Here is a 26,870-nt window from a genome sequence, read left to right on the forward strand (position 1 = left end):
ACCGTTTCCACACTAAAGAGTGCAATTGCCGTCACCGGGCGAATTCACCGGAGAAGCGCAGCAGTTCGGCCGTTCGATCCACCGCCGGTGACGCACCGCCACGCGAAGCCGCCCGGCCCGTGCTAACCTACTCGTGAGTAGGTAACCTGAGGGAGAGGCCACATGGCTGCGGCGAGGAAACGAGACGCGATGGGCTTCGGCCTGGCCGCGCTCACCCGGCTGGCCGGGAGCGGCGTGATCGACGGGGCCGGGCTGCGCGGGCCCGTGCAGAACCTGGTCAAAGCGGGCACCCGCAACGGTTTCCGCGCGGCGGGGGCGGCCACGCGGTCGTTCAAGTCGATGCGACGGCTGGGCAAACCCGCGCGGCTCGCACCGACGACCGACACCGGGCTGTTCGACCTCACACCGAGCGAAGACCAGCAGCTCATCGCCGAAACGGTCACCGAGTTCGCCGCCGAGCAGCTGCGGCCCGCCGCCGCGGACGCCGACGCCAAGCTCGCGGCGCCCGAAGGCCTGCTCACGCGGGCGGCGGAGCTGGGCATCAGCGTCCTGAGCATCCCCGAGGAGCTGGGCGGCGCGGGCACGGAACGTTCCGTGGTCACCAACGCGCTCGTCGCCGAGGCCCTCGCGCACGGCGACATGGGGCTGGCCGTGGCCGTGCTGGCGCCGTCCGCGGTGAGCACGGCGCTCGTGGCCTGGGGCGACGAGCAGCAGCAGGCCGACTACGTGCCCGCGTTCGCCGGTGACCAGGTGCCGGCCGCGGCGCTGGCGCTGCTGGAGCGCACGCCGCTGTTCGACCCGTTCAAGCCCGCCACCAAGGCCAAGCGCACGCCGAAGGGCTACCAGCTCGACGGCGTGAAGTCGCTGGTCCCGCGCGCGGCGGAGGCCGAGCTGTTCCTCGTCTCGGCCGATCTCGAAGGCCGCGGCCCGGCGCTGTTCCTCGTGGAATCGTCGTCGGCGGGCGTCACGGTGGAGGCCGAGCCCGCGATGGGCCTGCGCGGCGCCGCGACCGGCAAGCTGCACCTGGAGAAGGTCGCGCTGCCGGCGGGTGCGTTGCTCGGCGGCGGGAAGGCCGACGTGTTCACCGAGGTCGTGCGCCTCTCGCGGCTGGGCTGGGCGGCGCTCGCGGCCGGGACGGCGAAGGCCGTGCTCGACTACGTGGTGCCGTACGTGAACGAACGCACCGCGTTCGGCGAGCCGATCAGCCACCGGCAGGCGGTGGCGTTCTCCGTCGCCGACATCGCCATCGAGCTGGAGGGCCTGCGCCTGGTCACGCTGCGCGCGGCGGCGCGGGCCGAGCAGGGCAAGGACTACGCGCGGGAGGCCGCGCTGGCGCGCAAGCTGGCCGTGGACAAGGGCATGCGCATCGGCAACGCGGGCGTGCAGCTGCTGGGCGGGCACGGCTTCGTGAAGGAACACCCCGTGGAGCGCTGGTACCGGGACTTGCGAGCGATCGGCGTGATGGAAGGCGCCGTCCTCCTCTAGAAAGGCTTTTCGATGATCAACCTCGAAGTTCCGAAGAAGGCCGGCGCGCTGATCAACCAGGCGTACCAGGCCGCGGCCGAAGTGTTCCGGCCGATCTCGCGCAAGTACGACCGCGCCGAGCACACCTACCCCGCCGAGCTCGACATGTTCGCCGCGCTGCTCGACGGCCTCAACTCCTCCGGCGAAGGCGGCGCCGGCGCGGCGGGCGTGCGCCGGTCCGCTCCGGACACCGCCAAGGGCAACCGCAACGGCGCCAACCTCAACGTCGTCCTCGGCACCATCGAAATGTGCTGGGGCGACGTCGGGCTCTTGCTTTCCATGCCCCGCCAGGGCCTCGGCAACGCGGCCATCAGCTCCGTCGCGACGGACGAGCAGCTCGAACGGTTCTCCGGCCTGTGGGCCGCCATGGCCATCACCGAACCGGACTGCGGCTCCGACTCCGCCGCCATCACCACCACCGCCGTCCTCGACGGCGACGACTACGTGCTCAACGGCGAGAAGATCTTCGTGACTTCGGGCCAGCGCGCGGATGCCGTGGTCGTCTGGGCCACTTTGGACCGTTCGAAGGGCCGCGCCGCGATCAAGTCCTTTGTGGTCGAGAAGGGCACCCCGGGCTTCGAAGTCGTTCGCGTGGAACACAAACTGGGCATCCGCGCGTCCGACACGGCCGTGCTGCGCTTCGAGAACTGCCGCGTCCCCCGCGAAAACCTGCTGGGCACGCCGGACATCGACACCGCCAAGGGCTTCGCGGGCGTCATGCAGACGTTCGACAACACCCGCCCCTTGGTCGCGGCCATGGCGGTGGGCGTCGCCCGCGCCGCGCTGGAGGAAACCCGCCGCATCCTGACCTCGGCCGGCGTCACCATCGACTACGACCGCCCCCCGCAGCACCCGGCCGCCGCCACCTGGCTCGAACTGGAGGCCGACTTCGAATCCGCCTACCTCCTGACGCTGCAATCCGCGTGGATGGCGGACAACCGCAAGCCCAACTCCCTGCAGGCCTCCATGGCGAAGGCCAAGGCCGGCCGGACGGTCGTCGACGTGACCCTGAAGTGCGTCGAGCTGGCGGGGGCTTACGGGTACACGGAGGAATCCTTGCTGGAGAAGTGGGCCCGGGACGCGAAAATCCTGGACATCTTCGAGGGGACGCAGCAGATTCAGCAGTTGATCGTCGCTCGCCGAATCCTGGGGAAGTCCTCCGCCGAGCTGAAGTAGTTGTGACGTAACGAAAGCCGCCCGATCGCTTGCTCTTTTCGGGGCACTGCGACCGGGCGGCTCTCGCGTCGGCGGGGACCGATTTCATGATCAGGCCGCCTCCAGGCCGTCATCGAGGGCAGGCTGTCCGAACACCGCATCGACGGCCTCCCGCGCCCGCTGGTGGCTCGACGGAACGAGGTGCGTGTACGTCCGGAGCGTGAAGCCCGGGTCCGTGTGCCCAAGGTATTCGGCCAGTTCCGCGATCGAGACCGCACGGGCCTGGAGCGTCGACGCGTAGAAGTGACGGAGTGCGTGCATCCCGTCCCCGCGACCTCGGTACTTGACCCCGGCAGCCCGGAACGCTCCGTGCCATACAACCTTCGTGAACAGGTCTCCGGAGTACAGCCGGCCACCTTCGCCGGTCATCAGCAGCCGCGCCGTCACCGGATCGCCGTCGGCGCTCTGCCAGGGCAGCGTGACGGCCACGGACGAAAACCGGTCCTCGTGATCGTCGATCTCGGCCAGCATGGCGGCCGAGAGCGGGATAGTTCGCTCCTTGCCCCCCTTGGGGAGCGCGAACATCATCACACTCCTGACCGTCTTGATCTGCCGACGAATCCGCACGGTCATCGCCGTCCGGTTGACGTCATCGGGTGAGAAACCCGAAATCTCACCCTGCCGCAGGCCGAACCCGGCACCGAGCGGGACGGCGATCTTGAACCGGTCCGCGAGCCCCGAGCGCACGGCCTGAACACGTTCCTCCAGCCATACGACGATCGGCGGGCTACTCGCGACCGGTCGCCTTACGGTCTTCGCGTGGCACGGGTTCTCACGAATCCGGCGGTCGTCCACGGCCGAATCCATCACGCCGGAGACGGTGTTGAACAAGACCGCCTGATAGTTGTCCGAGAGCTTCCGCTCTTCCATCGAGCCGACCCAGTCACGAATGGTCGACGGCTTGATCTGCCCGACCTTCTTGGTCTCGAAGACGGGGTAGATCTGGCTTTCGAGTCGACTGAGGATGGTCGACCGCGTGCCCGGGTCCGGAGACTGGCTCTTCACCCAGCTCTCCGCCTGCTGACGGAACGTCGTCATCGAGGCCCGCGGATCGATGTACTTGTCTTCGCGCTTGTCGGATTCGACGCCGATGAGGGAGTCCTCAGCGCGCTTCTTTTGCTTGTCCGCGAACGACTTCGAGCGTTCGTTGTTGTCCGGGTCGAGGTAGCGGACCTTGTACCGCAGCCCAACGCCGTACAGCTCGGACCGTTCCATGACGGGCTTGCCCCGCGCGTTGAGGATGACCTTCCCGGTCACCGCATCCCGCGCGGGGCGAAACCAACGGTCTTGAATGTGCCCCATCAGGCCGCCTCCGCGTCGACCCAGGCGCGCAGCTTGGCCGGGTCATAGCGCAGGTGCCGACCGATCTTCTTCACCGGCGGGCCCTCACCGCGCCATTTCCACTGGTAGAGCGTCTTCACCGGGACCCCGAGGTAGTCGGAGACGTCCTCGACGGTCCAGAACGGATGGTCGGCAGCATCGTAGTGGTCTCGCCCCGATTGCCCTCGAACGCGTTAACCATCAACGGAAACCCGCTTGCGTCGGTGAGCAGCCCGATCGTGATCTGCGGCTCCAGGCGGCGTTCTTTGGAGAACCCGGGCTCACGGAACCCGTCCCCGGCATCGGTCTCGAAGTACAAGGTGGACACATCGTAGAGAACCAGTGACGCCGGCCCCAGATCAGCGGTGCGGGCGCACGCCGCGGCCGACTTCTGCCGCCAGGACTCTTTCGCGAACGCGGGCAGACGCCGCTTGAGAGTCGCGTACGCCGGCGGGTCGAAACCTGCCTCCTCGACCACCCGGAGACTGTCCAGCTTGCTGGTCGGCTCGACGATCCGTGCCAGCACCAGTAATCGGAACACCTCGTCACCACCAGCGGCCTCCTCGAACTCCAACAGCTGGTAGGCGTGGCCGAGCGCGTCCCACAGGTACCCCATCCGCGACGACGTGATCGCAAGCGGCCCACCACCAGCACCACTGCCGGCCTGCAACGCCGCGAAGTCCGGGCCAAAGTCGAGCTCGGGCTGCCCCACAGCCAGACGCTGCCTCGCCACCGCCTTGAGCGCCTCCAACGCCGCATCGTCATGCGCCGAGCCGATGTGCTCGATGTCCCGCGACCCGCGACGCGAGGAGTGCACGATCTGCACCGCCCTGGCCCCCGACGCCGTCTTCACCGTGCGCACATACGCCACGAGAGACAGCCTAGAACCGGCCGCTTAGTGCGCAGATTTCGCCGTTCACACGACGAAACCGCAGCTCAACAGCCGGCACCCTGACCCAAGGTCAGCGATCTTGAGCCAAAGTCAGGTAAGGTGACGGAATGGTCATGCGGGTGGCGGTTCCCGTGCTGCCGTGCCGAGATGTGCAGGCAGCGCGGTCGTACTTCACGGACGTGCTCGGATTCGACACCATATTCACCTGGGAGACCCCACCTAGCTACGCGGCCGTGATCCGCGACACCGCCGAGTTCCACCTGTACGCCGAAAGCAGCGTCGGCCCGGCCAGGGTGACGGTTGTCGTCGACGACGTCGATTCCTGCCACGACGAGCTGCGCGCCCGCGGCGCCGACATCGTCGAGCCACTGGCTGACCGGCCCTACGGGATGCGCGACTTCAACGTACGAACACCCGATGGGCACTTGTTGATCTTTAGTCAGCCGCTTACCGAGTAGGGGTGACCATCAGCGGACCAGCCGGAAGAATGACCGGACCTCGTCGACGAACAACGCCGGCTGCTCGGACGCCGCGAAGTGGCCGCCCTTGCCGGGCTCGTTCCAGTACCGGATGTTCGGGAACCGGCGCTCCGCCCACCGCCGAGACGCGCGCTGCAGCTCCTTGGGGAAGACCGAACAGTCGGTGGGTACGGTCACCGGCGCGCCGGCCGACCCGGAGATCCATTCGTTGACCTGCCGGAGGCTTTCCCAGTACAGCCAGGCGGATGAGGCACCGGTGCCGGGCAGCCAGTAGAGCATCAGGTTGTCGAGCAGCTCATCCCGGGTAATAACCCGATGCAGGTCGCCACCGGAGTCGGTCCACGACCAGAACTTCTCGACGACCCAGGCGCAGAGGGCGGCCGGCGAGTCGACCAGCCCGTAGCCGACCGTCTGCGGCCGGGTCGACTGCTGCGCCGAGTATCCGGAGCCCCATTCGTCCGCCTCCCGCAGTGTCGCGAGCGCCGCCCGCTCGGCACCGGTGAGGTCGTCCAACGTGGCCGGATCGGGCGGTGCGAGCGGCGGCATGAGATGGATGCCGGCGACCCGATCGGGTTGCCGTTGACCGATGCTCGTGGCGATGCTGGTGCCCCAGTCGCTGCCCTGGGCGCCGAACCGCCGGTAGCCGAGCCGGGCCATCAGCTCGCACCACGCGTCGGATATCCGCTCGATCCCCCACCCCGGCGCGGCCGGCTTGTCGCTGAAGCCGTAACCGGGAAGCGATGGGCAGACCCCTAGAACCGGCCGCTTAGTGCGCAGATTTTCGCCGTTCACACGACGAAACCGCAGCTCAACAGCCAGCACCCTACCCAAGATCAGCGATCTTGAGCCAAGTCAGGTATTGCGCCATTGCGCGACAGCTACCCAACGTTTTTCTTACTGCAAAGCCTCCAGTTGTTTAGTGATCTTGCCAACCAAGTCTTTGCATCTAGACGCATTCTTGAACAGGCTAGTAATGTAGTTGTTGGCATACATCGATTCTACGCGTTCAGTCAGCATCTTTACGATCGATAGCGTAAGCTTTGGCACGGTGTCTAAAATCTTCGACCAATCGAGATCCGGATCATCCACCTCGCTCATATCGAGCATATGAAACACTAGATGTGCAACTATTCTATTACCTTGCACGACAATAGACTTTTCTCGTCCCTCTTTTCTGTAACGCAAACGATTCAGCACAGAATCAACCGAACGCAGTACTTCAACGGTACGCCAAATCCTGAACGCGCTGACCCCGGAATTGAAAAGCGATTTATATGGCGCCCTGTCCGTTGACTCCCACAGACGTCCTACGGCACTTTTCGCAAGAACCGCCAACGACGGGTCCGGATACGCGCACGCGAGCGCAACCGTTGCTTCGTAAACCGTGCACCCCGTAGCCTGATCTGGCGGTTGGTCACCTCGCTTGATCGCATAGATTTTGCTGCACGAAAGAAGCATCTCTACACGCAGCCTAGCTTGCTCAGGGTCCAGAGCTACGAAGTCGCTGGCCTCAACAGAATTCTGAGTATTAGTTGCCCTTGTAACTTCCTTCGCTAATTCCGGCGGACAAGCTTCCAGTGAGATGAACCGGATCCATACGCGTGCATTTTCAGCAGCTTCTGAGTCCTTCAACGCCCTGTGAATACTTGCAACCGTCTGCGCACCATTTACTACACTCGCGCCGAATAGCGAGAATTCTCCATAGTTTCGCGTGGTGGCTCCACGCGCTGATTTTTCGATCTTTTGACAAAGAACAGTGATACCATTATTGAAGTACCAGAAATGCTCAGGCCCCCGAGTAAGAGTGTCCCGAAGGTCGTTGTTTACCCCAGTCGCACCTAGCGATCCGCGAATATTCTGCGCGAACAGTTTATCTCCGTATCACGCATACCAATCGCCCACCGTCTTCGCGTCGACTACACCATAGAATGCCTCGTATGGCTCAGTTACAGTTCCCCAGTGCTCAACGGTTGCAGATAGGTCTACAGATCCCCCGTCTAGCCCTTCAGAAACCAGCGCATGAAACTCAGTCAGACCTAGAACCTGGAAGTCCACCAGTGGAATGGGGTTATTCAACTCTTCAAGCGTGTCGTCAAATACATTCTGAACGACAGGGTTAAGTGTACTTGCACCTGTCGTGGCTACAACCAGAACAAAGCGAACACTTGGATCCCCTAGAGCTTCACTTATGAGATCCTTCTGGCGAGCGATTTTATCGTTGAACCTGTCAAACCGTTCGTCAGTTAGGTCTTTGAAGCCGGAAACGAAGTTGCTAGAGTCACCCAGCCCTATAGTTGCCGTACCATTAGAATCCCACTTGGACTGCACAATTATTACTTTTTAATTAGCCTGATCGAGGTAGATGGCGTCGATTCCGTTGTCATTACTTCCGTCGACCACACAGCTTGCAGCCTGCACCTGATCAACATCCGCAAACCGCTGAAGCGCGAATGCCGCCAAGGCTCTCTTACAAAACACCTTCTCTCGCTGCTCGTCGCTAGCCTTCGCATAGTCAGACATGTCGATAAGCTGATCGAAGTCACGAACCAGCGCAGCCTTGATGTGTCGCACGTGAACCTTGCTCAATTCCCATCCTCTCTGCGTTCAGCAGACGCCGCCTACTGCCGAATTTACCTCTACAGGATCAAGGGCGCGCCGCCGCTGGCGGCGCGCCTGTCGCCTACGTAGCCCCTCGCCTTGGCGGCCGCATCCGCTTCCGACACGGCGGGCTGCCGCTCCGCTTCGCCCGCCGGCCGGGCGGTGCGGCCGCCAGCGGGGCACCTGGCGCAGCACCGCGCGGCGGCGGCACACGTGTCCCCTGAGCCAACGTCGACCTCCCTCTACATGCGGTAGTGACGGACCAGTCGTTCGTGACTCGATCTCCGTTACGCACCGTCGTGGGAGACCTCCATCCCGACGCCGGATCGTGACAACGGCCGGTAGCACCGCGTCAAGACGGTGAAGCGTGTCTTGACCCGGCACCACCGGCCGCGTGCTTGGCCTCGTATCGGGATGCAGGGGTAGGTGTGGCTGGTCGCCAGGCCGTCTCCAGGCCGTCAGAGGCCAGGGAGCAGCGACAGACGACGAGAATTAACGAGACGCATCAGCGCAGCTCAGAGGCCGTTTACGGCCAAGATCGCGAGGTCGGCAAGATCGGGCTGAGAAATCCTGGACATTTTCGAGGGGACGCAGCAGATTCAGCAGCTGATCGTGGCTCGTCGGGTGCTGGGGAAGACGTCGGCGCAGCTGAAGTAGACCCGTGGAAGTGCCCGAGGAACTCCGAAGTGCCGTGGCGGGACATGAGCGGCGCCGGCGCCGAAGCGTGCTACAGCGGCGCCCTCGGCGCATTCAAAAGGCACTCTTCGCACTCAAGTGAGTTTTTCCCCAACTCGTCCGGCAATTTGCGGCCAAGGTGCAGAATATCGGATTGATCTCCGAACGATCGTTTTCCGCACCTTTGCCCTAGCCTTCCCCGCATGACGAACCCTGGGGTTTACGGCCCGCCGAAGGGCCTGGGGCAGGCGCGGATCTTCATGTGGATCCAGGTCGCCTTCAACGTGCTGGGCTCCCTCCTGCTCCTGGTCGCCGCGGCCGCCGCGTCGGTCGGCGACACCGGAGTCGCGGGCCTGCTGGTCGTGATCATCGTGATCAACATCCTGATGGCGGTGGTCCTCGCCGTCTGCGCGATCACGCTGCAATCGGGCAAGCAGTGGCCGTGGGTCACGGCGATCGTGGTCGAGGCGATCGTCGTGATCAACGGAATCGTGACCATCATCAGTTCCGGCGTGACCGGCATCCTGCCGATCGTGTTCGCCGCCCTCGCGCTGCGCGGCCTGCTGCACAAGGACGTCCGCGCGTGGATCACCGCCCAGCGCGGCCCCGCGCCCGCCATCTGACGGCAACGCAAAGCGGGCCACTCGGAGTCCCCGGGTGGCCCGCTTCCCAACGCCGTCAGATGCGATCGTCGAGGAACTCGTCCAGATAAGTCCACGTGTTGCCCCGCGCCTTGCGCCCGGTGAGCACACCGAGGTGGCCGCCGGGTGCGGTACGGAAGCGCACCTCCGGCGCGTTCTCCAGCAGCCGCACCACGCGTTCCACCGAAGGCTGCGGGGCGATCGTGTCGTTCTCGCCCGCGACGACGAGCACCGGGGCCTTCACGTCGGCCAGGCTGATCTTGCGCCCGTTGAGGTCGACGGTGCCCTCGGCGAGGTCGTTGGTACGGAACAGGCGGTGGTAGAGCTGCCCGAACGTGCGGCCCGGGTATGCGTACATGTTGTCCATGAAGTGGTCCACGGCCTCGATCTGCGCGAGGTAGTCGCGGTCGTCGAGGTTCTTGAGGATCGCGATGGGTTTCGTGATCTCCTTGCTGATGCCCGTCGCGCGGAACACGCGGCTGACCAAATAGGACGGTGCGCCGCCGAACGCGCGGTAGACCGGCGTGAGCAGGTGACCGCCGGTGAGGTCGACGAGCGGGCGGAACGGCGCGACGATCGGGATCGCCGCGAAGTCGACCGGCGACGCGATGGCGGTGACGGACTCGATCGGCAGCTCCGGCTGGTCGGCGTTCACCAGCAGCGAGAAGATCCCGCCCAGCGACCACGACACCAGGTGCACGCCCTCACCACCCGCGTCTTCGCTCACCTTGCGGATCGCGCGCGGCAGCACCTCGTCGATCCAGTGCTCGATGCCGAGGCGCCGGTCGGAGAACGCCACGTTGCCGTAGTCGACGAGGTAGACGTTGCGCCCGGCCTCCACGAGGTGCTCGATCAGGCTGCAGCCGCGGCGCAGGTCGAAGCACAGCGCGGGCGCGGCCAGCGGCGGCACGAGCAGGATCGGCGGCCCCGACACCGGCGCGCCGCTGTGGGTCATCCGGTACAACGAGCGGTTCGGACCCTGGTCGATGAGCACCCGCGGCATCGGGCGCAGGTCGGCGACGCCACCGTGCAGCACCTTCCCCACGACGTTCGACGCCGCTGCGGCCAGCCGTGCCGTGGGTGAAACCATGCGTGCCTCCTGAGCTCGACCTCTCGGAGGCAATCTTGCCCGGGGCCGCGGGCGGCATCAACACCGCCACACTTGCAAGCACCCGGCAAGCACGTCCATTTCGGACAGTGCCCGGTGACCGGGAAGCTAGTTCCCCGAGTCGGCAGCCGGAGCGCTCTGAGCAGCGCGGGACTCGTATTCCGCCCGGGCCGGGGAATGCGCGGCCGAAGCCAGCAGCTGATCGCCGCCGAGCGCGCGGACGAACCATTCGCCGAACGCACGCGGGAACAGCCGCGTGATCCGGCCCGTGAAATCCAGGGATTTCGGCACGAAAACATCGAACTTCGGGTATTTCAGGGCATCCGCGATCGCCGCGGCGACGTCTTCGGGGCCCACCGACTTGATGAACTTCGCCTCGCCGAGCCCCGACGCCAGCTCCGTGCGCACGACCGCCGGCATCACACAGGACACCGACACGCCCGTGCCGCGCAGCTCCAGGTGCACCGCCTCCGACAGGCCGACCACGGCGTGCTTGGTCGCGCAGTACGTGGCCGCGCCCGGGAACCCGGACTTCCCGGCCATCGAAGCGACGTTCACGATGTGCCCGGTCCCCCGCGGCTTCATCCGCTTCACGGCTTCGCGCGTGCCGTGGATGACGGCGTGCAGGTTGATCTCCAGCATCCGGCGCGTGGCCGCGTCGTCCTCCTCGTCGAGCGGCGCGAGCGGCATGATGCCGGCGTTGTTGATCAGCACGTCGATGGGCCCGACCTGGCGTTCGACCTCGTCGAGGAACTCGGTGAACGCTCGGGTGTCGGTGACGTCCAGCGGCAGTGCGACGGCTTCGGGCCCCAGCTCACCGGCCGTCTTCTCCGCGCGGACGTGGTCGAGATCGCCCAGCACCACCCGCGCGCCGAGCCGCTTGAGCGCGGTGGCCGTGGCGGCCCCGATGCCCTGCGCGCCACCGGTGATGACGATGACCTTCCCGGCGAGCGAACACGGCTGCTTGGCCATGACGGGGCTCCTCCTGCGTCGACGGAGACGGAACACTGTTGGCGTCGTGTCAATATGGTGCCCCGGCGTGGCGCCGAGCGCCAGTCGACTGCCCCGATCAGGGGCGTTGCTCGAAGACCTGACCGATCCAGCCGTCGACGTCGAAGCGGACCGTCGGCGTGAAGCCTTGGCCCTCGTAGTAGCGCTGCAGCTCGCCGTCTCCGCCGGCCCAGCAGTCGACGCGCACCAGGCCGATGCCGCGTTTCCAGGCCTCCGCCAGCGCGTACTCCAGCAGCCGCGCACCCACGCGATGCCCCGCGAACCGGCGCGACGTGATGAGCAGCCCGATGTACAGCTCCCGCTCCCCGGCCGGCGGCACGTGCTTCGGGCATTCGTCCTGAACGATCAGCGCCCCCGCGGGCTCCCCGTCCACCTCCGCGAGGCGCAGGCCCGGCTCCTTCGTCATGTCGGCCACGCGCGAGGCCCGGTGCGGAATGCCGCTCCACGGCCGATCACCCCACTGCCCGGCGCTGCCGCGCGCCACCAGCCACTCGACGGCCTCGTCGAAGAAGCGCAGCAACGTGTCGGCGTCGCCGGGCTCGCCCGGGCGGATCGTGAACGTCCCCATCCCCGACGTTGTACCCCTAGGGCAGCGTCAGGACCACCGGCCCGGCCTCGGTGATCGCGACGGTGTGCTCCGAGTGCGACGCGCGGGTGCCGTCGGTGGTGTGGACGGTCCAGCCGTCGTCGGCGTGCCGGTAGTCGTCGCGGCCGCCGCGGGTGAACATCGGCTCGAGGGCGAGGACGAGGCCGGGCCGCAGGCGCAGGCCGCGGCCGGGGCGGCCGTCGTTGGGCACCGGCGGGTCCTCGTGCATCGCGCGGCCGATGCCGTGGCCGCCGTGGTCTTCGGTGACGCCGTAGCCCGCGGCGCGGCCGATCGTGGCGATGGCAGCGGAGATGTCACCCATCTTCGCGCCCGGCTGCGCCGCCGCGATGCCGGCCGCGAGCGCCTGGTCCGTCGCCGCGATCAGGGCGAGGTCGGCCGGGTCCTCGGCGCCGACGACGAAGCTCACGGCGGCGTCGCCGTGCCAGCTGTCGATGGCCGCGCCGCAGTCGATGCTCACCAGGTCGCCGTCGCGCAGGCGGTACCGGCCGGGGATGCCGTGGACGATGGCGTCGTTCACGCTCGTGCAGATCACGCCCGGGTACGGCGTCGGCGCCCAGTTCGGGTGGTAGCCGAGGAACGACGGCTTCGCCCCCGCGTCGGCCATCACTTGCGCGGCAACGGCGTCCAGCTCGGCCAGCGACACGCCGATGTCCGCGGACTCCCGCACGGCCGCCAGCGCCCGGGCCACCACGCGGCCCGCCTCCCGCATCACCGCGAGCTCGGTCGCGGTCTTCAGCTCCACCATGCGGATAACTATACCGGTATTACTATCCAGGTCCGTAGGCTGCCGCTGTGCACATCGAAACCCGCCTGGCCGAGCTCGGCCTCCGGCTGCCGGAGCCGATGACCCCGCCGCCCGGCGTCACACTCTCCTTCCCGTGGGTCCGCGTCTTCCGGGACCGCGCGTTCGTTTCGGGCCACGGCCCACTGCTGCCCGACGGGTCGCTCGCCGGCCCGTTCGGCAAGGTCGGCGCCGAGGTCACCGAGGTCACCGAGGAGCAGGCGTACGCGGCCGCCCGCCTGACCGCGCTCGCGGTGCTCAGCTCGCTGAAGCTCGCGCTCGGCGACCTCGACCGCGTCACGGCGTGGCTGCGCGTGTTCGGCATGGTCAACACCGCGCCGGGGTTCGCCCGCACCCCCGCCGTGGTCAACGGGTTCTCCGATCTCATCGTGCAGCTGTGGGGCGCGGACGCGGGCGACCACGCGCGCTCGGCGGTCGGCCTCGCGGAGCTGCCGTTCGGCATTCCGGTGGAGATCGAGGCGGAAGTGGCGATCGACTAAGCGCCGGCGTACCCGAATCGCGCGGGAGTCCCGGTGCCACGGGCGGCGACGTAGCCGTCGGGGCGCACGAGCAGCCAGCCGTCGTCGAGTTGCAGGTCATCGGCCACCGATTCAGCCACGGGGCAGGCCGTCATCCCGAGCGCCGAGTGACGCACGGTGGCGCGGTGGACAAGCAGCCAGCGCGGATCACGCAGCCGGTCGAGGAAGTCGCGCCAGCCGGGCGTCGTCGCACCTGGAGGATCGACACGGGTGACGCGCTCGCCGGGTGCCGGAACTCCCGGACCGGGCGTGGTGAGCGGGCTGTCGGCGTAGCGCGAAGCGAGTGCCTGCGTGCTACCGATGATCTCGCGGCCCGCACCGTCCACTCCGGACTGATCGGAGAAGTCGCCGTGCATCACGTAGTCGGTGATCATCGCGGTGGCGTCGAGCAGCGCGGTACCGACCGGGACGCGTTCGCGAGAGTACGTGTCCAGCAGGGCCACGCCGGCCTCGCCCGCGCAGACGGCCGCGAGTTTCCAGCCCAGGTTGAACGCGTCCTGCAGCCCGGTGTTCATGCCCTGGCCGCCGGCCGGGCTGTGGACGTGGGCGGCGTCGCCCGCGACGAAGCAGCGGCCGGACCGCATGGCCGGCACCGCGCGCTGCTGGATGGTGAACGGGTTGATCCAGTCGCGGATGCGCACCCGCGCCCGGGCGCCCGTCGCCGCGGCGAGGCGGCCGCGGAAGCGTTCGGCGACGGCGCCCGGAGTCTCGACGCCGCCGGCGGTCCACGCGGTGTCGGTCAGGCGCCAGCGCGCCGGCTCGGGCAGGGGGAACGCGAGCATCGCGGCGTCGTCGGCCGAAAGCCAGTGCATGGCGACGGGGTCGAGAGCGCTCTCGACCTCCGCGTCGACGACCAGCCACGTGTGGCCGGACTCGCCGCGCAGCGGGATTCCCAGCTGCTTGCGCACGACGCTGTGCGCGCCGTCGCAGCCGACGAGCCACGGCGTGGACACGGTTTCCCTGGTGCCGTCACGGACGAGCACGGTGCGAACGGCGTCGGCGTCCTGTGTCAGGGATTCCAGCCGCGTCGACCATTCGACGCGCGTGCCCAGCTTCGCGAGACGTTCGCGCAGCACGCGCTCGGTGACGCACTGGTCGACCAACAGCACGAACGGGAAGCGCGAAGGCACTTCGCTGTAGCCGATGCCGTACGCAAGTGGCTCTTGGCCGGCGAGGTGCCGCACGAACTTCGTGACGCGCACGCCGTTCGCGAGCAGCTCGTCGAGCACGCCGAGCTCGTCGTAGATCTCCATCGTGCGCCCCAGGTTGCCCAGCGCGCGGCTGATGCGCGCCGGCCCAGCGGCCGCGTCGACGATCCTCACCGGCACGTCGCGGCGCCGCAGCTCGATCGCGGCCAGCAGCCCCACCGGGCCCGCGCCGGCGACCAGCACCTCGTCCATGACCCCCACCTCCGCTGTCAGGTTACCTGACGATAATCCTCGGAGGTGGCCCGGTTCGAGAGATTCAGTCGATGGCCTCCCAGTCGAGGTCCAGTGCGGCCCGCAGTTGCTCCAGCCGGCGCGCGCCCACGCGTTCGCCGAGTTTGCGTTCGAGGTCTTCGAGCACTTCGCGCGCCAAGTTCAGCCGCGCGACGCCGGCCTCCGTCGGCCGGACGAGCTTGTTGCGCGCCGACGCCGGGTCCGGGTCCACGCGCACCAGCCCCGCCCTGGTCAGCTCACCGACCGCCTGGTGCGCCGACTGCCGCGCCACCCCCGCGCGACGCGCCAGCTCCGCGATCGTGATGCCCTCGGCGTCGAGCTTCGCGACGATGTCGATCTGCGTCATCGTCAGCCGCGCCTCGCCGCGCGCGGCCAGCTCCGTGAGGATGCCGTCCTCGAACCAGCGCGTCATCCGGCGCGCGAGCGGACCGAGCAGCGGACCCTGGCCTGAGCTGGGGGTTTCGGCAAGGGATCGACGTGGCGTCATGCGTCGAGTCTAATCGTCAGGTACCCTGACGTTATGGCGCTCTTGACGCTGACCTCCCCCGACGGCGTGCGGCTCGCCGTCGAACGCACCGGCTCCGGCCCACCACTGGTGCTGGTCGGCGGCGCCGGGGGGCGACCGCAGGGCATGGGGCGCGGTGGTGCCGTTCCTCGGCGACGAGTTCACGGTGTACGCACTGGACCGCCGCGGGCGTGGGGGCAGCGGCGATCGGGCCGGGTCGGAGGTGGCGGACGAGGTCGCCGACGTCGTCGCCACGGCGGTTGCGGCCGGCGGTGATGCCGTGGTGGCCGGGCATTCGTCGGGGGCGCTGCTGGCATTGCGGGCGGCGGCGGTGCGGCCGGACGTGGTGCGGCGGGTGGTCGCGTATGAGCCGCCACCAGTGGTCACGGCGGGTGTCGCCCAGCGGCTGCGGGCACTGGTCGACGCCGGTGATCTCGACGGCGCGTTGACCTCCTTCCGCGCAGAGGCGGTGGGGATGCCGGCCGACGTGGTCGCGTCGATGCGGAAAACCCCGCAGTGGCAAGAAGATCTTGCGCTCGCCCACACCACTGCGTACGACGCGGCGATCGTCGAGGCGGGGTTACCCGAGGTCTCCGTGCCGGCCCGGTTCGTGCTGGGTGGCGCCAGCCCGGCCCGGATGGCCGACGGTGTGCGCCACTACGCCGCGCGGCTCGGCGCGCAGGTGCGGGTGCTGGACGGTCAGCAGCACTTCGCGCAGCGCACCGCGCCTCGGGAACTCGCCGCGGTCATCGCGTCTTGACCAGCGCGGCGATCCTCGTCGCAAAGTCCGCCCACAACTCGCGCGGCAGGCTGTGCCCCATGCCGGGCACCACCACGAGCTCCGCGCCGGGTATGGCCGCCGCCGTGGCGCGGCCGCCGCTGAGGTCGCACATGCGGTCGGCGTCGCCGTGGATGACCAGGGTGGGCACGTCCAGCCGCCGCAGCCGGTCCGTGCGGTCGCCCGACGCCACCACGGCGACGGCCTGCCGCGGCATGCCCAGCGCGGGGTAGCCCCGGTCGAACGTCCGCCCCGCTCGCTCGGCAATGGCATCCTCGTCGAACTCGAACCCCGGTGACCCCGTGATCCCCGACGCGCGCACCTGCCACGCCACGAACGCCTCCCGCTCGCTCGGCGGCTGTCCCATCTCGACCAGGATCGACGGGTCGGGCGCGCCCACCTCCGGGGCGCCGGTCGTGGACATGATCGACGTCAGCGTCCGCACCCGATCGGGGTGCTCGATGGCGACCATCTGCGCGATCATCCCGCCGAGCGACGCTCCGACGAGGTGCGCGCTTTCCAGCCCGAGCAGATCGAGCAGGCCGACCGTGTCACCCGCGAGATCCGACAGCGTGTAGGACGCCGTCGCGAAATCCCCCGCGAGAACGGCTGCGAAATCCGGCACGGGCGCGTCGTCGAAATGCGTAGACCGGCCGGAATCGCGGTTGTCGAAGCGGATCACGTACAGGCCGCGGTCCACCAGTTCCCGGCAGAACTCCTCAGGCCAATTGATCATCTGCGCGCCACCGCCCATGATCAGCACGACCGGCGGCATTCCAGGATCACCGAAGCATTCGTACGCCAGCTCGATTCCGGACGGGCCGACGTTCAGCGCGAGTTCCTCAGACATGCCGACCACAATAATCATTCGGCGGCGCGGAAACATCGCTCCGAAGACCGATGTTTCCGGCTTGCCACCCGGGTTATGGTGAAAGGGGATCGACCGGCGGTCCGGCGTTTTCTGCCATGATCGGTCGCATGACCCCGGACAACCACACCCTGCCGGACAACCACTACGACAGCTTCGCCGAGGCATACGCGGCCCAGAACGAGGGCGGCATCCAGAACGCCTACTACGAGCAGCCCGCGATGCTGGAGCTCGCCGGAGACGTCGCGGGGAGACGGATCCTCGACGCCGGCTGCGGGGCCGGCCCCCTGTCCGCGATGCTGCGCGACCGCGGCGCGATCATGTCCGGGTTCGACCTCAGCGCCGGCATGCTGGAGCTGGCCCGCCGCCGCCTCGGCCCCGAAGCCGACCTGCGCGTCGCCGATCTGGCCGAGCCGCTGCCCTACGCCGACAACGCGTTCGACGACGTCATTGCGTCCCTCGTGCTGCACTACCTGGAGGACTGGGGCCCGTCACTCGCCGAGCTGAAGCGCATCCTCAAACCGGGCGGTCGGCTGTTGATCTCGGTCGACCACCCGTTCGCGATCCACGCGCTGCAGCGCCTGGACGGCCTCAAGACCAACTACTTCGAAACCTACAGGTGGACCGAAGACTGGACGTTCGGTGAGCAAACCATCCCGATGTCGTTCTGGATCCGGCCACTGCACGCCATGACCGCGGCCTTCACCGCGGCGGGCTTCGAGATCTCCGTGCTCAGCGAACCCATGCCCGCACCGGAAGCCCGCGAGCTGTGGCCCGAGGACTACCGGCTGCTCACGATCAGCCCGAGTTTCCTGTTCTTCGTGCTGACCGCTCGGTAAGCGCTACCCGGCGACGCCGAGGTGACGAGCGATGAGCATCCGCTGCACCTCGCTCGTCCCCTCGCCGATCTCCAGGATCTTCGCGTCGCGGTAGAAGCGGCTGACCGGGTACTCGTTCATGAAGCCGTAGCCGCCGTGGATCTGGGTGGCGTCGCGGGCGTTGTCCATGGCGGCGTTGGAGGCGACGAGCTTCGCGATGGACGCTTCCTTCTTGAAGGGTTCGCCGCGCAGCATCTTCGACGCCGCCTGGTAGTACGCGAGGCGCGCGGTGTGGGTGCGCACCTCCATGTCGGCGATCTTGAACTGGATCGCCTGGTACTCGCCGATGCGGTGCCCGAACGCAACGCGGTCCTTCACGTACTTGAGGCATTCGTCGACGCACCCCTGGGCCAGACCGACGCTCAGGGCGGCGATCGCGACGCGGCCTTCGTCCAGAATGGACAGGAACTGCGCGTAGCCGCGGCCGCGGATGCCGACCAGGTTCTCGGCCGGCACGCGGACGTCGGCGAAGGACAGCTCGTGCGTGTCCGAGCAGTTCCAGCCGACCTTGGAGTACTTGGGCGCCACGGCGAAGCCCGGCGTGCCCGAGGGCACGAGGATCGCGGAGATCTCCTTGCGGCCGTTCTCCATCACGTCGGTGACGGCCGTGACGGTGACCAGCCGCGTGATGTCGGTACCGGAGTTGGTGATGAACGCCTTGCTGCCGTTGATCACCCACTGGTCGCCGTCGAGCTTGGCCCGGGTACGCGTGGCGCCGGCGTCGGAGCCGCCACCCGGTTCCGTGAGGCCGAAACCGCCGAGGGCCTCGCCGGAGCACAGCGCGGGCAGCCAGGTTTCCTTCTGCTCCTGCGTGCCGAAGCGGTAGATCGGCATCGCACCGAGGGAAACGCCGGCTTCCAGCGTGATCGCCACCGACGAGTCGACCCGCGCCAGCTCCTCCAGCGCCAGGCACAGCGCGAAGTAGTCACCGCCCATGCCGCCGAACTCCTCGGCGAACGGCAGGCCGAACAGGCCCATCTCGCCCATCTTGGCGACGAGCTCGTAGGGGAACTCTTCCTTCTCGTACAGCGGCCCGATCACCGGCGCGACCTCGTTGTGCGCGAAGTCCTCGACCGTCTTGCGGAGCGCTTCGTACTCTTCGTCCAGCCGGAAGTCGATCATCGTTGCTCCTCGTTCGGGCTGACCACGGCCAGGGTTTCGTCCAACGCCACCTGCTGGCCCGCGCGCGCCGAAAGCTCGCTCACCACGCCGTCGATCGGCGCGGTCACGGTGTGTTCCATCTTCATCGCTTCCACGACCAGCAACGGCGTGCCGGCCGCGACGACGTCGCCTTGAGCGACCTTGACCACGAGCACCGTGCCCGGCATCGGGCTCTTCACCGGCCCGGCGCCCGCGGCCTCACCGCGGGCGGCCAGGCGCACTTCCTGGTCCGCGAACGCGAAACCGAAGCCGTCGCGCGCGAGCCAGACCGTCCGTTGTGGACCGTCGGCGCGGCGGTAGCGCTCGATCCCGCTGTCCCGCCGGACTTCCAGCACATCGCCGACGCGGGTCGCGGTGGCCTCGACCGGTTCGTTGTCGTCGACCTGCACGGTCGAACCCGTCACGCGGACCACGGCCTGGACCTCGCCGGCCCGCAGCCGGAACGTGACCCCGCCACCGCCACCGATGCGCCACCCGTTGGGCACGTCCCACGGATCCACCACGGGACCCTTCGGCTGCAACGAAAGCAGCCGGTCGAGCGCCGCCGCCACGAAGAACCCTTCGGGCACCTCCAACGACACCAGCGACGACAGCCGCCGGTCCACCAGCTCCGTGTCGAGCCGGCCCGCGCGCACGTCCTCGTCGGCGAGCAGGCTGCGCAGGAACGCGATGTTCGTGCCCAGCCCCAGCAACGCCGTGTCCGCCAGCGCGCGGTCGAGCTTGCGCAACGCGGCCGCGCGGTCGGGACCGTAGGCGATCACCTTGGCCAGCATCGGGTCGTAGTTCGACCCGACCACCGCGCCCTCGGTCATCCACGAGTCCACGCGCACGCCGTCGCCCGAAGGTTCGTGCACGGCCAGCACCGTGCCGCCCGTCGGGATGAAGCCGCGCGCGGGGTCCTCGGCGTACACCCGGGCTTCGATGGCGTGGCCTTCGAGGCGCACGTCCTCCTGCTTCACCGTCAACGACTCACCGGCGGCCACGCGGACCTGCCACGCCACGAGGTCGAGCCCGGTCACCATCTCCGTGACGGGGTGCTCCACCTGCAGCCGCGTGTTCATCTCCATGAAGAAGAACTCGTCCGGGTCGTGCGCGGACATGATGAACTCGACGGTGCCCGCGCCGACGTAACCCACCGACCGCGCGGCCTCGGCCGCGGCGGCGCCCATCTTCTGGCGTGTGGCCTCGTCGAGCAGCACCGACGGGGCCTCTTCGATGATCTTCTGGTGCCGCCGCTGCAGGCTGCACTCGCGTTCGCCGAGGTGCAGAACGTTCCCGTGTTTGTCGGCCAGCACCTGGATCTCGATGTGCCGCGGCGTGGTGACGAACCGCTCCACCAGCAGCGTGTCGTCACCGAAGGAGCCCCGGGCCTCGCGGCGCGCGGACTCGATCGCGGCGGCGAGCTCCGACTCCTCGTGCACGAGCCGCATGCCCTTGCCGCCACCGCCCGCCGACGGCTTCAGCAGCACCGGATAGCCCACCCCGGCCACGGCCTCGGCGAACCCGCCCTCCGGAATGTCCACATCGGACACCCCGGGGACGACCGGCACACCGGCCGCGGACACCGTGGCCTTGGCCCGGATCTTGTCGCCCATCTGCTCGATCGCGGCGACGGGCGGGCCGATGAACACCAGCCCCGCCTCTTCACACGCTCGCGCGAACGCCGCGTTCTCGGCGAGGAAGCCGTAACCCGGGTGCACGGCCTGCGCGCCCGTCACCTGAGCCGCGGAGACGATGGCCGGGATCGACAAATAGCTTTTCGCCGCCTCGGCCGGGCCGAGGCGCACCGCGGTGTCGGCCTCGCGCACGTGCTTGGCGTCGGCGTCCGCGTCGCTGTACACCGCGACGGAGCGGATGCCCAGCTCACGCAGCGAGCGGATGACGCGGACCGCGATCTCCCCGCGGTTGGCGACCAGAACGGTGTCGAACGAAGACATGCTCACTCACATCCGGAAGACGCCGTAGTTGACCTCGGGCAGGGGTGCGTTGGCGGCGGCCGACAGCGCGAGCCCGAGCACCGTGCGGGTGTCCGCCGGGTCGATCACGCCGTCGTCCCACAGCCGAGCGGTGGAGTAGTACGGGCTGCCCTGGTGCTCGTACTGCTCGCGGATCGGCGCCTTGAACGCGTCCTCGTCCTCGGCCGACCACTCGCCGCCGCGGGCCTCGATCGCGTCGCGGCGGACCGTCGAAAGCACCGACGCCGCCTGCTCGCCGCCCATCACGGAGATCCGCGCGTTGGGCCACATCCACAGGAACCGCGGCGAGTACGCCCGCCCGCACATCGAGTAGTTGCCGGCGCCGAACGAGCCGCCGATGATCACAGTGAACTTCGGCACCCGCGCGCACGCGACGGCGGTGACCATCTTCGCGCCGTGCTTCGCGATGCCGCCGGCCTCGTAGGCCTTGCCGACCATGAACCCGGTGATGTTCTGCAGGAACACCAAGGGAATCGAGCGGCGGTCGCACAGCTCGATGAAGTGCGCGCCCTTCATGGCCGACTCGGCGAACAGCACGCCGTTGTTGGCGATGATGCCCACCGGGTGGCCGTGGATGTGCGCGAAGCCCGTGACGAGCGTGGCGCCGTACTCCTTCTTGAACTCGGAGAACCGGCTGCCGTCGACCACGCGCGCGATCACCTCGCGCACGTCATAGGGGGTGCGCGAGTCCGTGGGCACCACACCGTAGAGCTCTCGCGGGTCCACGGCCGGTTCCTCGACGGGCCGCACGTCCCACGGCCGCGGCGGGCGCGGGCCGAGTGTGGAGACGATGTCGCGGACGATGCGCAGCGCGTGGGCGTCGTCGTCGGCGAGGTGGTCGGTGACGCCGGACTGGCGCGAGTGCACGTCGCCGCCGCCCAGCTCCTCGGCCGTGACGACCTCACCCGTGGCGGCCTTCACCAGCGGCGGGCCGCCCAGGAAGATCGTGCCCTGGTTGCGGACGATCACCGCTTCGTCGCTCATGGCCGGCACGTACGCGCCACCCGCGGTGCACGAGCCGAGCACGGCGGCGATCTGCGGGATACCGCGTGCGGACATCGTGGCCTGGTTGTAGAAGATGCGCCCGAAGTGCTCGCGGTCGGGGAACACGTCGTCCTGGTGCGGCAGGAACGCGCCGCCTGAGTCGACGAGGTAGATGCACGGAAGGTTGTTGTGCAGCGCCACTTCCTGGGCGCGCAGGTGCTTCTTGACCGTGAGCGGGTAGTAGGTGCCGCCCTTGACGGTGGCGTCGTTGGCCACGATCACGCACTCGCGCCCGGAGACGCGCCCGACGCCGGTGATGATGCCGGCGCTCGGCGCCTCGTCGTCGTAGAGGCCGTTGGCCGCGAGCGGCGAGAGCTCCAGGAACGGCGAACCCGGGTCCAGCAACGTGTCGACGCGGTCGCGCGGCAGCAGCTTGCCGCGCTCGACGTGCCGGGCCCGGGACTTCTCGGGCCCGCCGAGGCGGGCGGTGTCCAGGCGCTTGCGCAGGTCCTCGACGAGCTCGCCGTGCGAGGTGACGCTGCGGGCGAACCCGTCGCTGCGCGGATCCGCGGAACTGCTCAGTACCGGCGTGTCCATGACTCCCCGTCGAGACGTTGGTGATCCAAGATGTTAGCGGTCGTTAACTCCCCTTCGGATGTTAGCGACCGCTAACCGGAGTGTCCACCCAGGGTCCCGCGGCTCACACTCGCGTCAGCCGGGCCCGTCTCCGGTGGCCGCGAGCAGCGGGACCACGATTTCGCTGACGGGTGTGGGGATGCCGTGGTGGCGCCCGCGACGCAGCACGACCCCGTTGCGGACGTCCCATTCCAGCGGCCGGCCGGCTTCGCGATCGGCCAGGATCGACGTGCCCATGTCCGCCGGGTAGGCCCGGAACGCGTCGATGATTTCCCGGGGCACGTCGTCATCGAGGTCGGCGCCCTCGGCCCGGGCCACGGCGAGGCACTCCCGCAGGTACACGAGCCCGAGCTCAGCGATGTCGGCCCGCGCGAACATGCCGGCGCGCCGGCCGGTGAGGGCCATCAGGCCCGCGAGCGCGTTCTGCATGAGCTTGCGCCAGGCCAGCGAGCGGAACTCGGCGACCGGTTCGACGGTGCACAAGCTCCCGGCCAGCGTCTCGGACACCGCGCGGCCCGCCTCGGTGTCGGGCACGGTCAAGCGGGCCGGGGCGCGCAGCCACACCGACCCGTCGGCCCGGGTCTGCGCCGGGAACCACACGACGCTGGGCAGCACCCGGCCGAGGTTCGCATGTTCCGCGACGACGGCTTCCTGCTCGACGCCGTTCTGGAGCACGCAGACGATCGTGCCGGCCCGGCACAGCGCGGCCAGCCAGGGCGCGGCTGCCGCCACCTGGGTCGCTTTGACGGCCAGGAAAAGGAGATCGACCGGGGTGACGTCCGGCGTCACCTCGACCTGGACCGGGCCGGGCACCACGAGGTGCTCCCCCGGAGCGTGCAGCTCGAGCCGGTCGCGGGCGGTGCGGCCGTACAGCCGGGGTGTGCGGCCGACCTGGTGCAGTGCGGCCGCGATGGTCGTCCCGATCGCTCCGGGGCCGACCACGGCGACGCTTCCGGGCGTCGTCATTCTCCGAGTATCGCCCGGTTCACCGCGGCCGGCCGGGCGTCACGCGGACTGCCACAGCTCGATGCGGTTGCCCTCCGGGTCGGTGACCCAGCCGAACCGCCCGATGCCGGCCATCTCCTGCGTCTCCTCGGCCACTTCGGCACCCTTGTCGCGCAGCTGGGCGAGCATGGCGTCGAGGTCGCGGACGCGGAAGTTGAGCATGGTCTGCTGCGACTTCGAGCCGAAGTAGTCCGTGCCGGCCTCGAAGGGCGCGAAGACCGTCGGGCCGGGATCTTGGCGCCACACCCCGTTTTCGTCGGCGTCGAGGCCGAGGCAGTCGCGGTACCAGGCGCCCAGCGCCGCGGGGTCCGAGGCGCGGATGAAGTAGCCGCCGATGCCGAGCACGCGTTCCATGGCCGTGATCCTGCCAGCGCGGCGGGCGTTTGTCCGGAAGACGAGGCTCAGCCGGTGACGGCGTCGGAGATCCAGTCGGCGACCGGGAGATCGCGGTCGAGGCATTCGACCGACAGCCGGATCGTCCAGCGCAGCGCTTGGAGCACGAGGCTGTCGACCTCGTTGGGCGCGGCGCTGGCCAGCGCGATCTCCACCTGCTCGCGCGCGGCGGCGGTGTTGCCGTGCACCTCGGCGAGCAGCGTGCGCACGGCGGTGCGCACGGGCGGGTCGGCCTGGTCGATGGAAACCTCTTCGCCGTCCTCGTCGAAGACCTGGACCTTCACGGGTGCCGTGCCGCCGTCACCGAGCGTGGACACCATGGCGCTGCACTCGCCGAACAACAGCAGCATGAGCTCCTTGGTCTCCTCAGAGCGCGCCTGCGGCTCGTCGGACGACGGGGTGACCTCTTCGAGCGCCTCGGCGTCCTCGCCGAGGCTGATGGCGACGAGCGCGCGCTGCGCCTTCTCCACGAGCCGCTGCTCGTCCTCGCTCCGGTCCGGGGTCACGTGCCTATCAAACACCAGCACCGGCTTCCGTGGGGATACCCCGAATCCGGGTGATCAGCCCGCCGCGGAAAGTGCGCCCAGAGCGAGCCGGCAGAGCAGTTCGGACAGCTCTGCGTCACCGAGATGGCGGTTGTACGGCGTCGAGTTGATCAAGCCGAACACGGCGTGTGCCGCCGAGCGGGCTTCGCGCTCTTCGAGGCCGGGGATCGCGTCGCGGATCGCGCGCACCCACACCTCGACGTACTGCCGCTGGAGCGCACGTACCTGCTTGCGGTCACTGTCGGTGAGGTTCGCGAGGTTGCGCTCCTGCACGGTGATCAGCGCCGGGTGGTCGAGGGCGAAGCCGACGTGGAAACGCACCAGCGCTTCGAGGAGCTCGAGCGGCGTGCCGCCCGTCTCGGCGCGGTCGGTGCCGCCTTCGAGCAGGTAGTGGCTGATCGAGTTCAGCATCTCGCCGAGGATGGCGTCCTTGCTGCGGAAGTGGCGGTAGAGCGCCGGTCCCGAGATGCCGACGGCCGCGCCGATGTCGTCGATCCCGACACCGTGGAAGCCGTGGTGGGCGAACAGCTCGGCGGCGGCGGCCATGATCTGTTCACGCCTGTTCGCCTTCTCGCCGTTCACGAGTGGGGTGGGGTTCGCCGGCATTCGGTCATAGTAGGACGGGCGGTTAGCGAGCGCTAACTTCCGGCCCTACTTAGTGCTTGGGCCAAGTGGAGTCACCTGCGGATTCTGGGGTGTCGTGTGGGGATTCCACCTGGTATTCGTATTCCTCGTCGAGCCGTCACGACCAGGAGTGACCCATGGCTGAAGCCACCCGTCCCACCTCACGATCGTTCCTCCGGATGTGCGCGGCCCTGGGGGTCGCTGTTCTCGCCTCTCTGGGCATTGTGGGCACCGCCAACGCTGCACAGAGCTACGTCGCACTCGGCGACTCCTACTCCTCCGGGGTGGGCGCCGGGAGCTACGGCAGCTCGGGCAGCTGCAAGCGCAGCGCCAACGCCTACGGCCAGCTGTGGGCCAACGCCCACGCCGGCACCACGTTCACCTTCCTCGCCTGCTCGGGCGCGAAGACCGGTGACGTGCTCAACCAGATCAACTCGATGCCGTCCAGCGCCAGCCTGGTCACCCTCACGGTGGGCGGCAACGACGCCGGCTTCACCGACGTGATCACCACCTGCACCCTCAACAGCGACCAGACCTGCATCGACCGGGTCAACACCGCCAAGACCTACGTGCAGAACACCCTGCCGAGCCTGCTCGACAACGTCTACCGCGCCGTGAAGTCCAAGGCGCCCAACGCGAAGCTCGTGGTGCTGTCCTACCCGCGCTTCTACACCGTGCCGGGCTCCTGCAGCGTCGGCCTGAGCGACACCAAGCGCTCCGCGATCAACTCCGGCGCCGACACGCTGGCCTCGGTCCTGGCTTCCCGCGCGGCCGCCGCCGGTGCCCAGTTCGTGGACGTGCGCTCGGCTTTCGTGGGCCACAACATCTGCTCCTCGGCGAGCGACTACCTCCACAGCCTCACCTGGCCGGTGGACGAGTCGTACCACCCGACCGCGGCCGGGCAGCGGGGCGGGTACTACAACCCGTTGACGTCGGCGATCGGCTGATCTGTTCTGTTCGTTCGGTTCTGTTCGTTCGGAAGGGGCGTCCCTTGGTGGGGCGCCTCTTCCTTTTTGTTCGCTTTGATCGGCTGAGGTCGGTGGTTCGCGGAGGATGGCGGGGTGGTCGTTCGTGCGCTCACCTTGATCGACGGCTTTTGGCCGCTCGCTCAGGGTGTTCTCGTTCGCTAGGCGCGCCTTCCCCGCTCGCCCCGGATCACCAACGTGCTGCGGGGCCGACGAACTCGACCCGTCGAGGTTCCACGATCGGGTGCTGTGGACAACTCCGAACCGACCTGGCCTGCTGTGGACAACTCCGCCTGAGCACAGGGTTTTGTCGCCGACGACCGATAGAATGAATCCTGGGCAGCCCCCTTGGGGAGGGTGGGCTATGCCGTCGCGCGGGGGTTGTGCCGGGAGCGATCTGCGTTCTGCAGGCGAGAGTTCTCTGGAGTCGTGAGCAAAGGTAGAGAGCAGTCGGGACGTCGCTGCGGTGCCACTCCTCGTGCGCGCGGCGGGGACCGTGTGCGGGCCTCGTGCCGGTGCAGGCCGGACGCCCGTGCGAGCCTGGCGCAAGTGCGAATCTGGTGCAAGTGCGGATCTGGTGCCGGTGCCGGTATGCCGATGCAGGCCGGACGCCCGTGCGGGCCGGGCGCAAGTGCGGATCTGGTGCCGGTGCCGGTATGCCGATGCAGGCCGGACGCCCGTGCGGGCCTGGCGCAAGTGCGGATCTGGTGCCGGTGCCGGTAT

Annotated in this window: 26 protein-coding genes and 3 pseudogenes; 8 read left to right on the forward strand and 21 right to left on the reverse strand. The window is 68.4% G+C overall.

The features are described 5' to 3' along the window. Positions 1-189: 189 nt before the first annotated feature. Positions 190-1,485, forward strand: coding sequence for an acyl-CoA dehydrogenase family protein (locus AB0878_RS13570; RefSeq protein ID WP_366579958.1), 1,296 nt, complete (start codon positions 190-192; stop codon positions 1,483-1,485). Positions 1,486-1,497: 12 nt separating this feature from the next. Then, entirely contained in the window at positions 1,498-2,700 is a 1,203-nt protein-coding gene (locus AB0878_RS13575) for an acyl-CoA dehydrogenase family protein (protein WP_366579598.1), read from the forward strand. 90 nt (positions 2,701-2,790) lie between these two features. Here AB0878_RS13575 and AB0878_RS13580 read toward each other — a convergent pair whose 3' ends face one another. From AB0878_RS13580 to AB0878_RS13590, 3 genes and pseudogenes are all read right to left on the reverse strand, one after another. Further along, a complete protein-coding gene (locus AB0878_RS13580; RefSeq protein WP_366579600.1) occupies positions 2,791-4,041 on the reverse strand; it encodes a site-specific integrase in 1,251 nt (416 codons plus the stop codon). Continuing rightward, a pseudogene (locus AB0878_RS13585) lies at positions 4,041-4,199 on the reverse strand (helix-turn-helix domain-containing protein); the annotation flags it as partial. The gene AB0878_RS13580 and the pseudogene AB0878_RS13585, both read right to left, overlap by 1 nt. A gap of 11 nt (positions 4,200-4,210) precedes the next feature. Continuing rightward, a pseudogene (locus AB0878_RS13590) lies at positions 4,211-4,885 on the reverse strand (IS1634 family transposase); the annotation flags it as partial. 173 nt (positions 4,886-5,058) lie between these two features. On the opposite strand from AB0878_RS13590, the gene AB0878_RS13595 reads away from it, so the two are divergent. After that, the gene (locus AB0878_RS13595) at positions 5,059-5,409 is read left to right on the forward strand and encodes a VOC family protein (RefSeq protein WP_366579602.1); all 351 of its coding nucleotides are present in this window, start codon (positions 5,059-5,061) and stop codon (positions 5,407-5,409) included. Positions 5,410-5,418: 9 nt separating this feature from the next. Here AB0878_RS13595 and AB0878_RS13600 read toward each other — a convergent pair whose 3' ends face one another. The 4 genes from AB0878_RS13600 to AB0878_RS13615 all read right to left on the reverse strand — a co-directional run bounded on the left by AB0878_RS13600 (position 5,419) and on the right by AB0878_RS13615 (position 8,016). Continuing rightward, on the reverse strand, positions 5,419-6,252 hold the full coding sequence (locus AB0878_RS13600) for an alpha/beta hydrolase (RefSeq protein ID WP_366579604.1): 834 nt from the start codon (positions 6,250-6,252) through the stop codon (positions 5,419-5,421). A gap of 72 nt (positions 6,253-6,324) precedes the next feature. Beyond that, positions 6,325-7,299 (reverse strand): AIPR family protein, encoded by a 975-nt coding sequence (locus AB0878_RS13605; RefSeq protein WP_366579960.1) that lies wholly within the window; start codon positions 7,297-7,299, stop codon positions 6,325-6,327. Positions 7,300-7,311: 12 nt separating this feature from the next. After that, positions 7,312-7,758 (reverse strand): hypothetical protein, encoded by a 447-nt coding sequence (locus tag AB0878_RS13610; RefSeq protein WP_366579606.1) that lies wholly within the window; start codon positions 7,756-7,758, stop codon positions 7,312-7,314. 12 nt (positions 7,759-7,770) lie between these two features. Beyond that, positions 7,771-8,016, reverse strand: coding sequence for a hypothetical protein (locus AB0878_RS13615; protein ID WP_366579607.1), 246 nt, complete (start codon positions 8,014-8,016; stop codon positions 7,771-7,773). An 890-nt stretch (positions 8,017-8,906) separates the two neighbouring features. Here AB0878_RS13615 and AB0878_RS13620 point away from each other — a divergent pair. After that, positions 8,907-9,326, forward strand: coding sequence for a hypothetical protein (locus tag AB0878_RS13620; protein ID WP_366579609.1), 420 nt, complete (start codon positions 8,907-8,909; stop codon positions 9,324-9,326). Positions 9,327-9,381: 55 nt separating this feature from the next. Here the strand turns inward: AB0878_RS13620 and AB0878_RS13625 are convergent, their stop codons facing one another. The 4 genes from AB0878_RS13625 to map form a co-directional block, all read right to left on the reverse strand. Next, entirely contained in the window at positions 9,382-10,434 is a 1,053-nt protein-coding gene (locus tag AB0878_RS13625) for an alpha/beta fold hydrolase (RefSeq protein ID WP_366579611.1), read from the reverse strand. 126 nt (positions 10,435-10,560) lie between these two features. Then, on the reverse strand, positions 10,561-11,424 hold the full coding sequence (locus AB0878_RS13630) for an SDR family oxidoreductase (RefSeq protein WP_366579613.1): 864 nt from the start codon (positions 11,422-11,424) through the stop codon (positions 10,561-10,563). Positions 11,425-11,521: 97 nt separating this feature from the next. Then, positions 11,522-12,031, reverse strand: a complete 510-nt coding sequence (locus tag AB0878_RS13635) for a GNAT family N-acetyltransferase (RefSeq protein WP_366579615.1) — start codon at positions 12,029-12,031, stop codon at positions 11,522-11,524. A gap of 16 nt (positions 12,032-12,047) precedes the next feature. Continuing rightward, complete coding sequence (map, locus tag AB0878_RS13640; protein ID WP_366579617.1) at positions 12,048-12,815, reverse strand: type I methionyl aminopeptidase; 768 nt, start codon at positions 12,813-12,815, stop codon at positions 12,048-12,050. Positions 12,816-12,862: 47 nt separating this feature from the next. On the opposite strand from map, the gene AB0878_RS13645 reads away from it, so the two are divergent. Then, complete coding sequence (locus tag AB0878_RS13645; RefSeq protein ID WP_366579619.1) at positions 12,863-13,351, forward strand: RidA family protein; 489 nt, start codon at positions 12,863-12,865, stop codon at positions 13,349-13,351. Here AB0878_RS13645 and AB0878_RS13650 read toward each other — a convergent pair. Then, the gene (locus AB0878_RS13650) at positions 13,348-14,790 is read right to left on the reverse strand and encodes an FAD-dependent monooxygenase (RefSeq protein ID WP_366579620.1); all 1,443 of its coding nucleotides are present in this window, start codon (positions 14,788-14,790) and stop codon (positions 13,348-13,350) included. The two genes, AB0878_RS13645 and AB0878_RS13650, sit on opposite strands and share 4 nt — an antisense overlap. 64 nt (positions 14,791-14,854) lie before the next feature. Next, complete coding sequence (locus tag AB0878_RS13655; protein WP_366579622.1) at positions 14,855-15,316, reverse strand: MarR family transcriptional regulator; 462 nt, start codon at positions 15,314-15,316, stop codon at positions 14,855-14,857. 136 nt (positions 15,317-15,452) lie between these two features. On the opposite strand from AB0878_RS13655, the pseudogene AB0878_RS13660 reads away from it, so the two are divergent. Then, a pseudogene (locus AB0878_RS13660) lies at positions 15,453-16,094 on the forward strand (alpha/beta fold hydrolase); the annotation flags it as partial. On the opposite strand, the gene AB0878_RS13665 reads toward AB0878_RS13660, so the two are convergent. Beyond that, the gene (locus tag AB0878_RS13665; RefSeq protein WP_366579624.1) at positions 16,081-16,962 is read right to left on the reverse strand and encodes an alpha/beta hydrolase; all 882 of its coding nucleotides are present in this window, start codon (positions 16,960-16,962) and stop codon (positions 16,081-16,083) included. The pseudogene AB0878_RS13660 and the gene AB0878_RS13665 sit on opposite strands and share 14 nt — an antisense overlap. 128 nt (positions 16,963-17,090) lie before the next feature. On the opposite strand from AB0878_RS13665, the gene AB0878_RS13670 reads away from it, so the two are divergent. Further along, positions 17,091-17,819, forward strand: coding sequence for a class I SAM-dependent methyltransferase (locus AB0878_RS13670; RefSeq protein ID WP_366579626.1), 729 nt, complete (start codon positions 17,091-17,093; stop codon positions 17,817-17,819). Between the two features lie 3 nt (positions 17,820-17,822). On the opposite strand, the gene AB0878_RS13675 is transcribed toward AB0878_RS13670, so the two are convergent. The 7 genes from AB0878_RS13675 to AB0878_RS13705 form a co-directional block, all read right to left on the reverse strand. Further along, on the reverse strand, positions 17,823-18,980 hold the full coding sequence (locus AB0878_RS13675; RefSeq protein WP_366579627.1) for an acyl-CoA dehydrogenase family protein: 1,158 nt from the start codon (positions 18,978-18,980) through the stop codon (positions 17,823-17,825). Continuing rightward, the gene (locus AB0878_RS13680) at positions 18,977-20,956 is read right to left on the reverse strand and encodes an acetyl-CoA carboxylase biotin carboxylase subunit (protein ID WP_366579628.1); all 1,980 of its coding nucleotides are present in this window, start codon (positions 20,954-20,956) and stop codon (positions 18,977-18,979) included. The genes AB0878_RS13675 and AB0878_RS13680 overlap by 4 nt, the downstream gene beginning before the upstream one ends. 6 nt (positions 20,957-20,962) lie before the next feature. After that, complete coding sequence (locus AB0878_RS13685; protein ID WP_366579630.1) at positions 20,963-22,576, reverse strand: carboxyl transferase domain-containing protein; 1,614 nt, start codon at positions 22,574-22,576, stop codon at positions 20,963-20,965. A gap of 114 nt (positions 22,577-22,690) precedes the next feature. Next, positions 22,691-23,581: an oxidoreductase gene (locus AB0878_RS13690; protein ID WP_366579631.1), complete on the reverse strand. Its 891-nt coding sequence runs from the start codon at positions 23,579-23,581 to the stop codon at positions 22,691-22,693. Between the two features lie 39 nt (positions 23,582-23,620). Continuing rightward, positions 23,621-23,974, reverse strand: coding sequence for a VOC family protein (locus tag AB0878_RS13695; RefSeq protein ID WP_366579633.1), 354 nt, complete (start codon positions 23,972-23,974; stop codon positions 23,621-23,623). A 47-nt stretch (positions 23,975-24,021) separates the two neighbouring features. Then, positions 24,022-24,519: a hypothetical protein gene (locus AB0878_RS13700; RefSeq protein WP_364050152.1), complete on the reverse strand. Its 498-nt coding sequence runs from the start codon at positions 24,517-24,519 to the stop codon at positions 24,022-24,024. A gap of 54 nt (positions 24,520-24,573) precedes the next feature. Continuing rightward, positions 24,574-25,164, reverse strand: a complete 591-nt coding sequence (locus AB0878_RS13705; RefSeq protein ID WP_285972690.1) for a TetR/AcrR family transcriptional regulator — start codon at positions 25,162-25,164, stop codon at positions 24,574-24,576. A gap of 197 nt (positions 25,165-25,361) precedes the next feature. Between AB0878_RS13705 and AB0878_RS13710 the strand changes: the two genes are divergently transcribed. Continuing rightward, complete coding sequence (locus AB0878_RS13710; protein ID WP_366579962.1) at positions 25,362-26,129, forward strand: SGNH/GDSL hydrolase family protein; 768 nt, start codon at positions 25,362-25,364, stop codon at positions 26,127-26,129. Positions 26,130-26,870: the final 741 nt, after the last annotated feature.

It is taken from the genome of Amycolatopsis sp. NPDC047767 (genome assembly GCF_040704195.1).
Lineage (GTDB): Bacteria > Actinomycetota > Actinomycetes > Mycobacteriales > Pseudonocardiaceae > Amycolatopsis.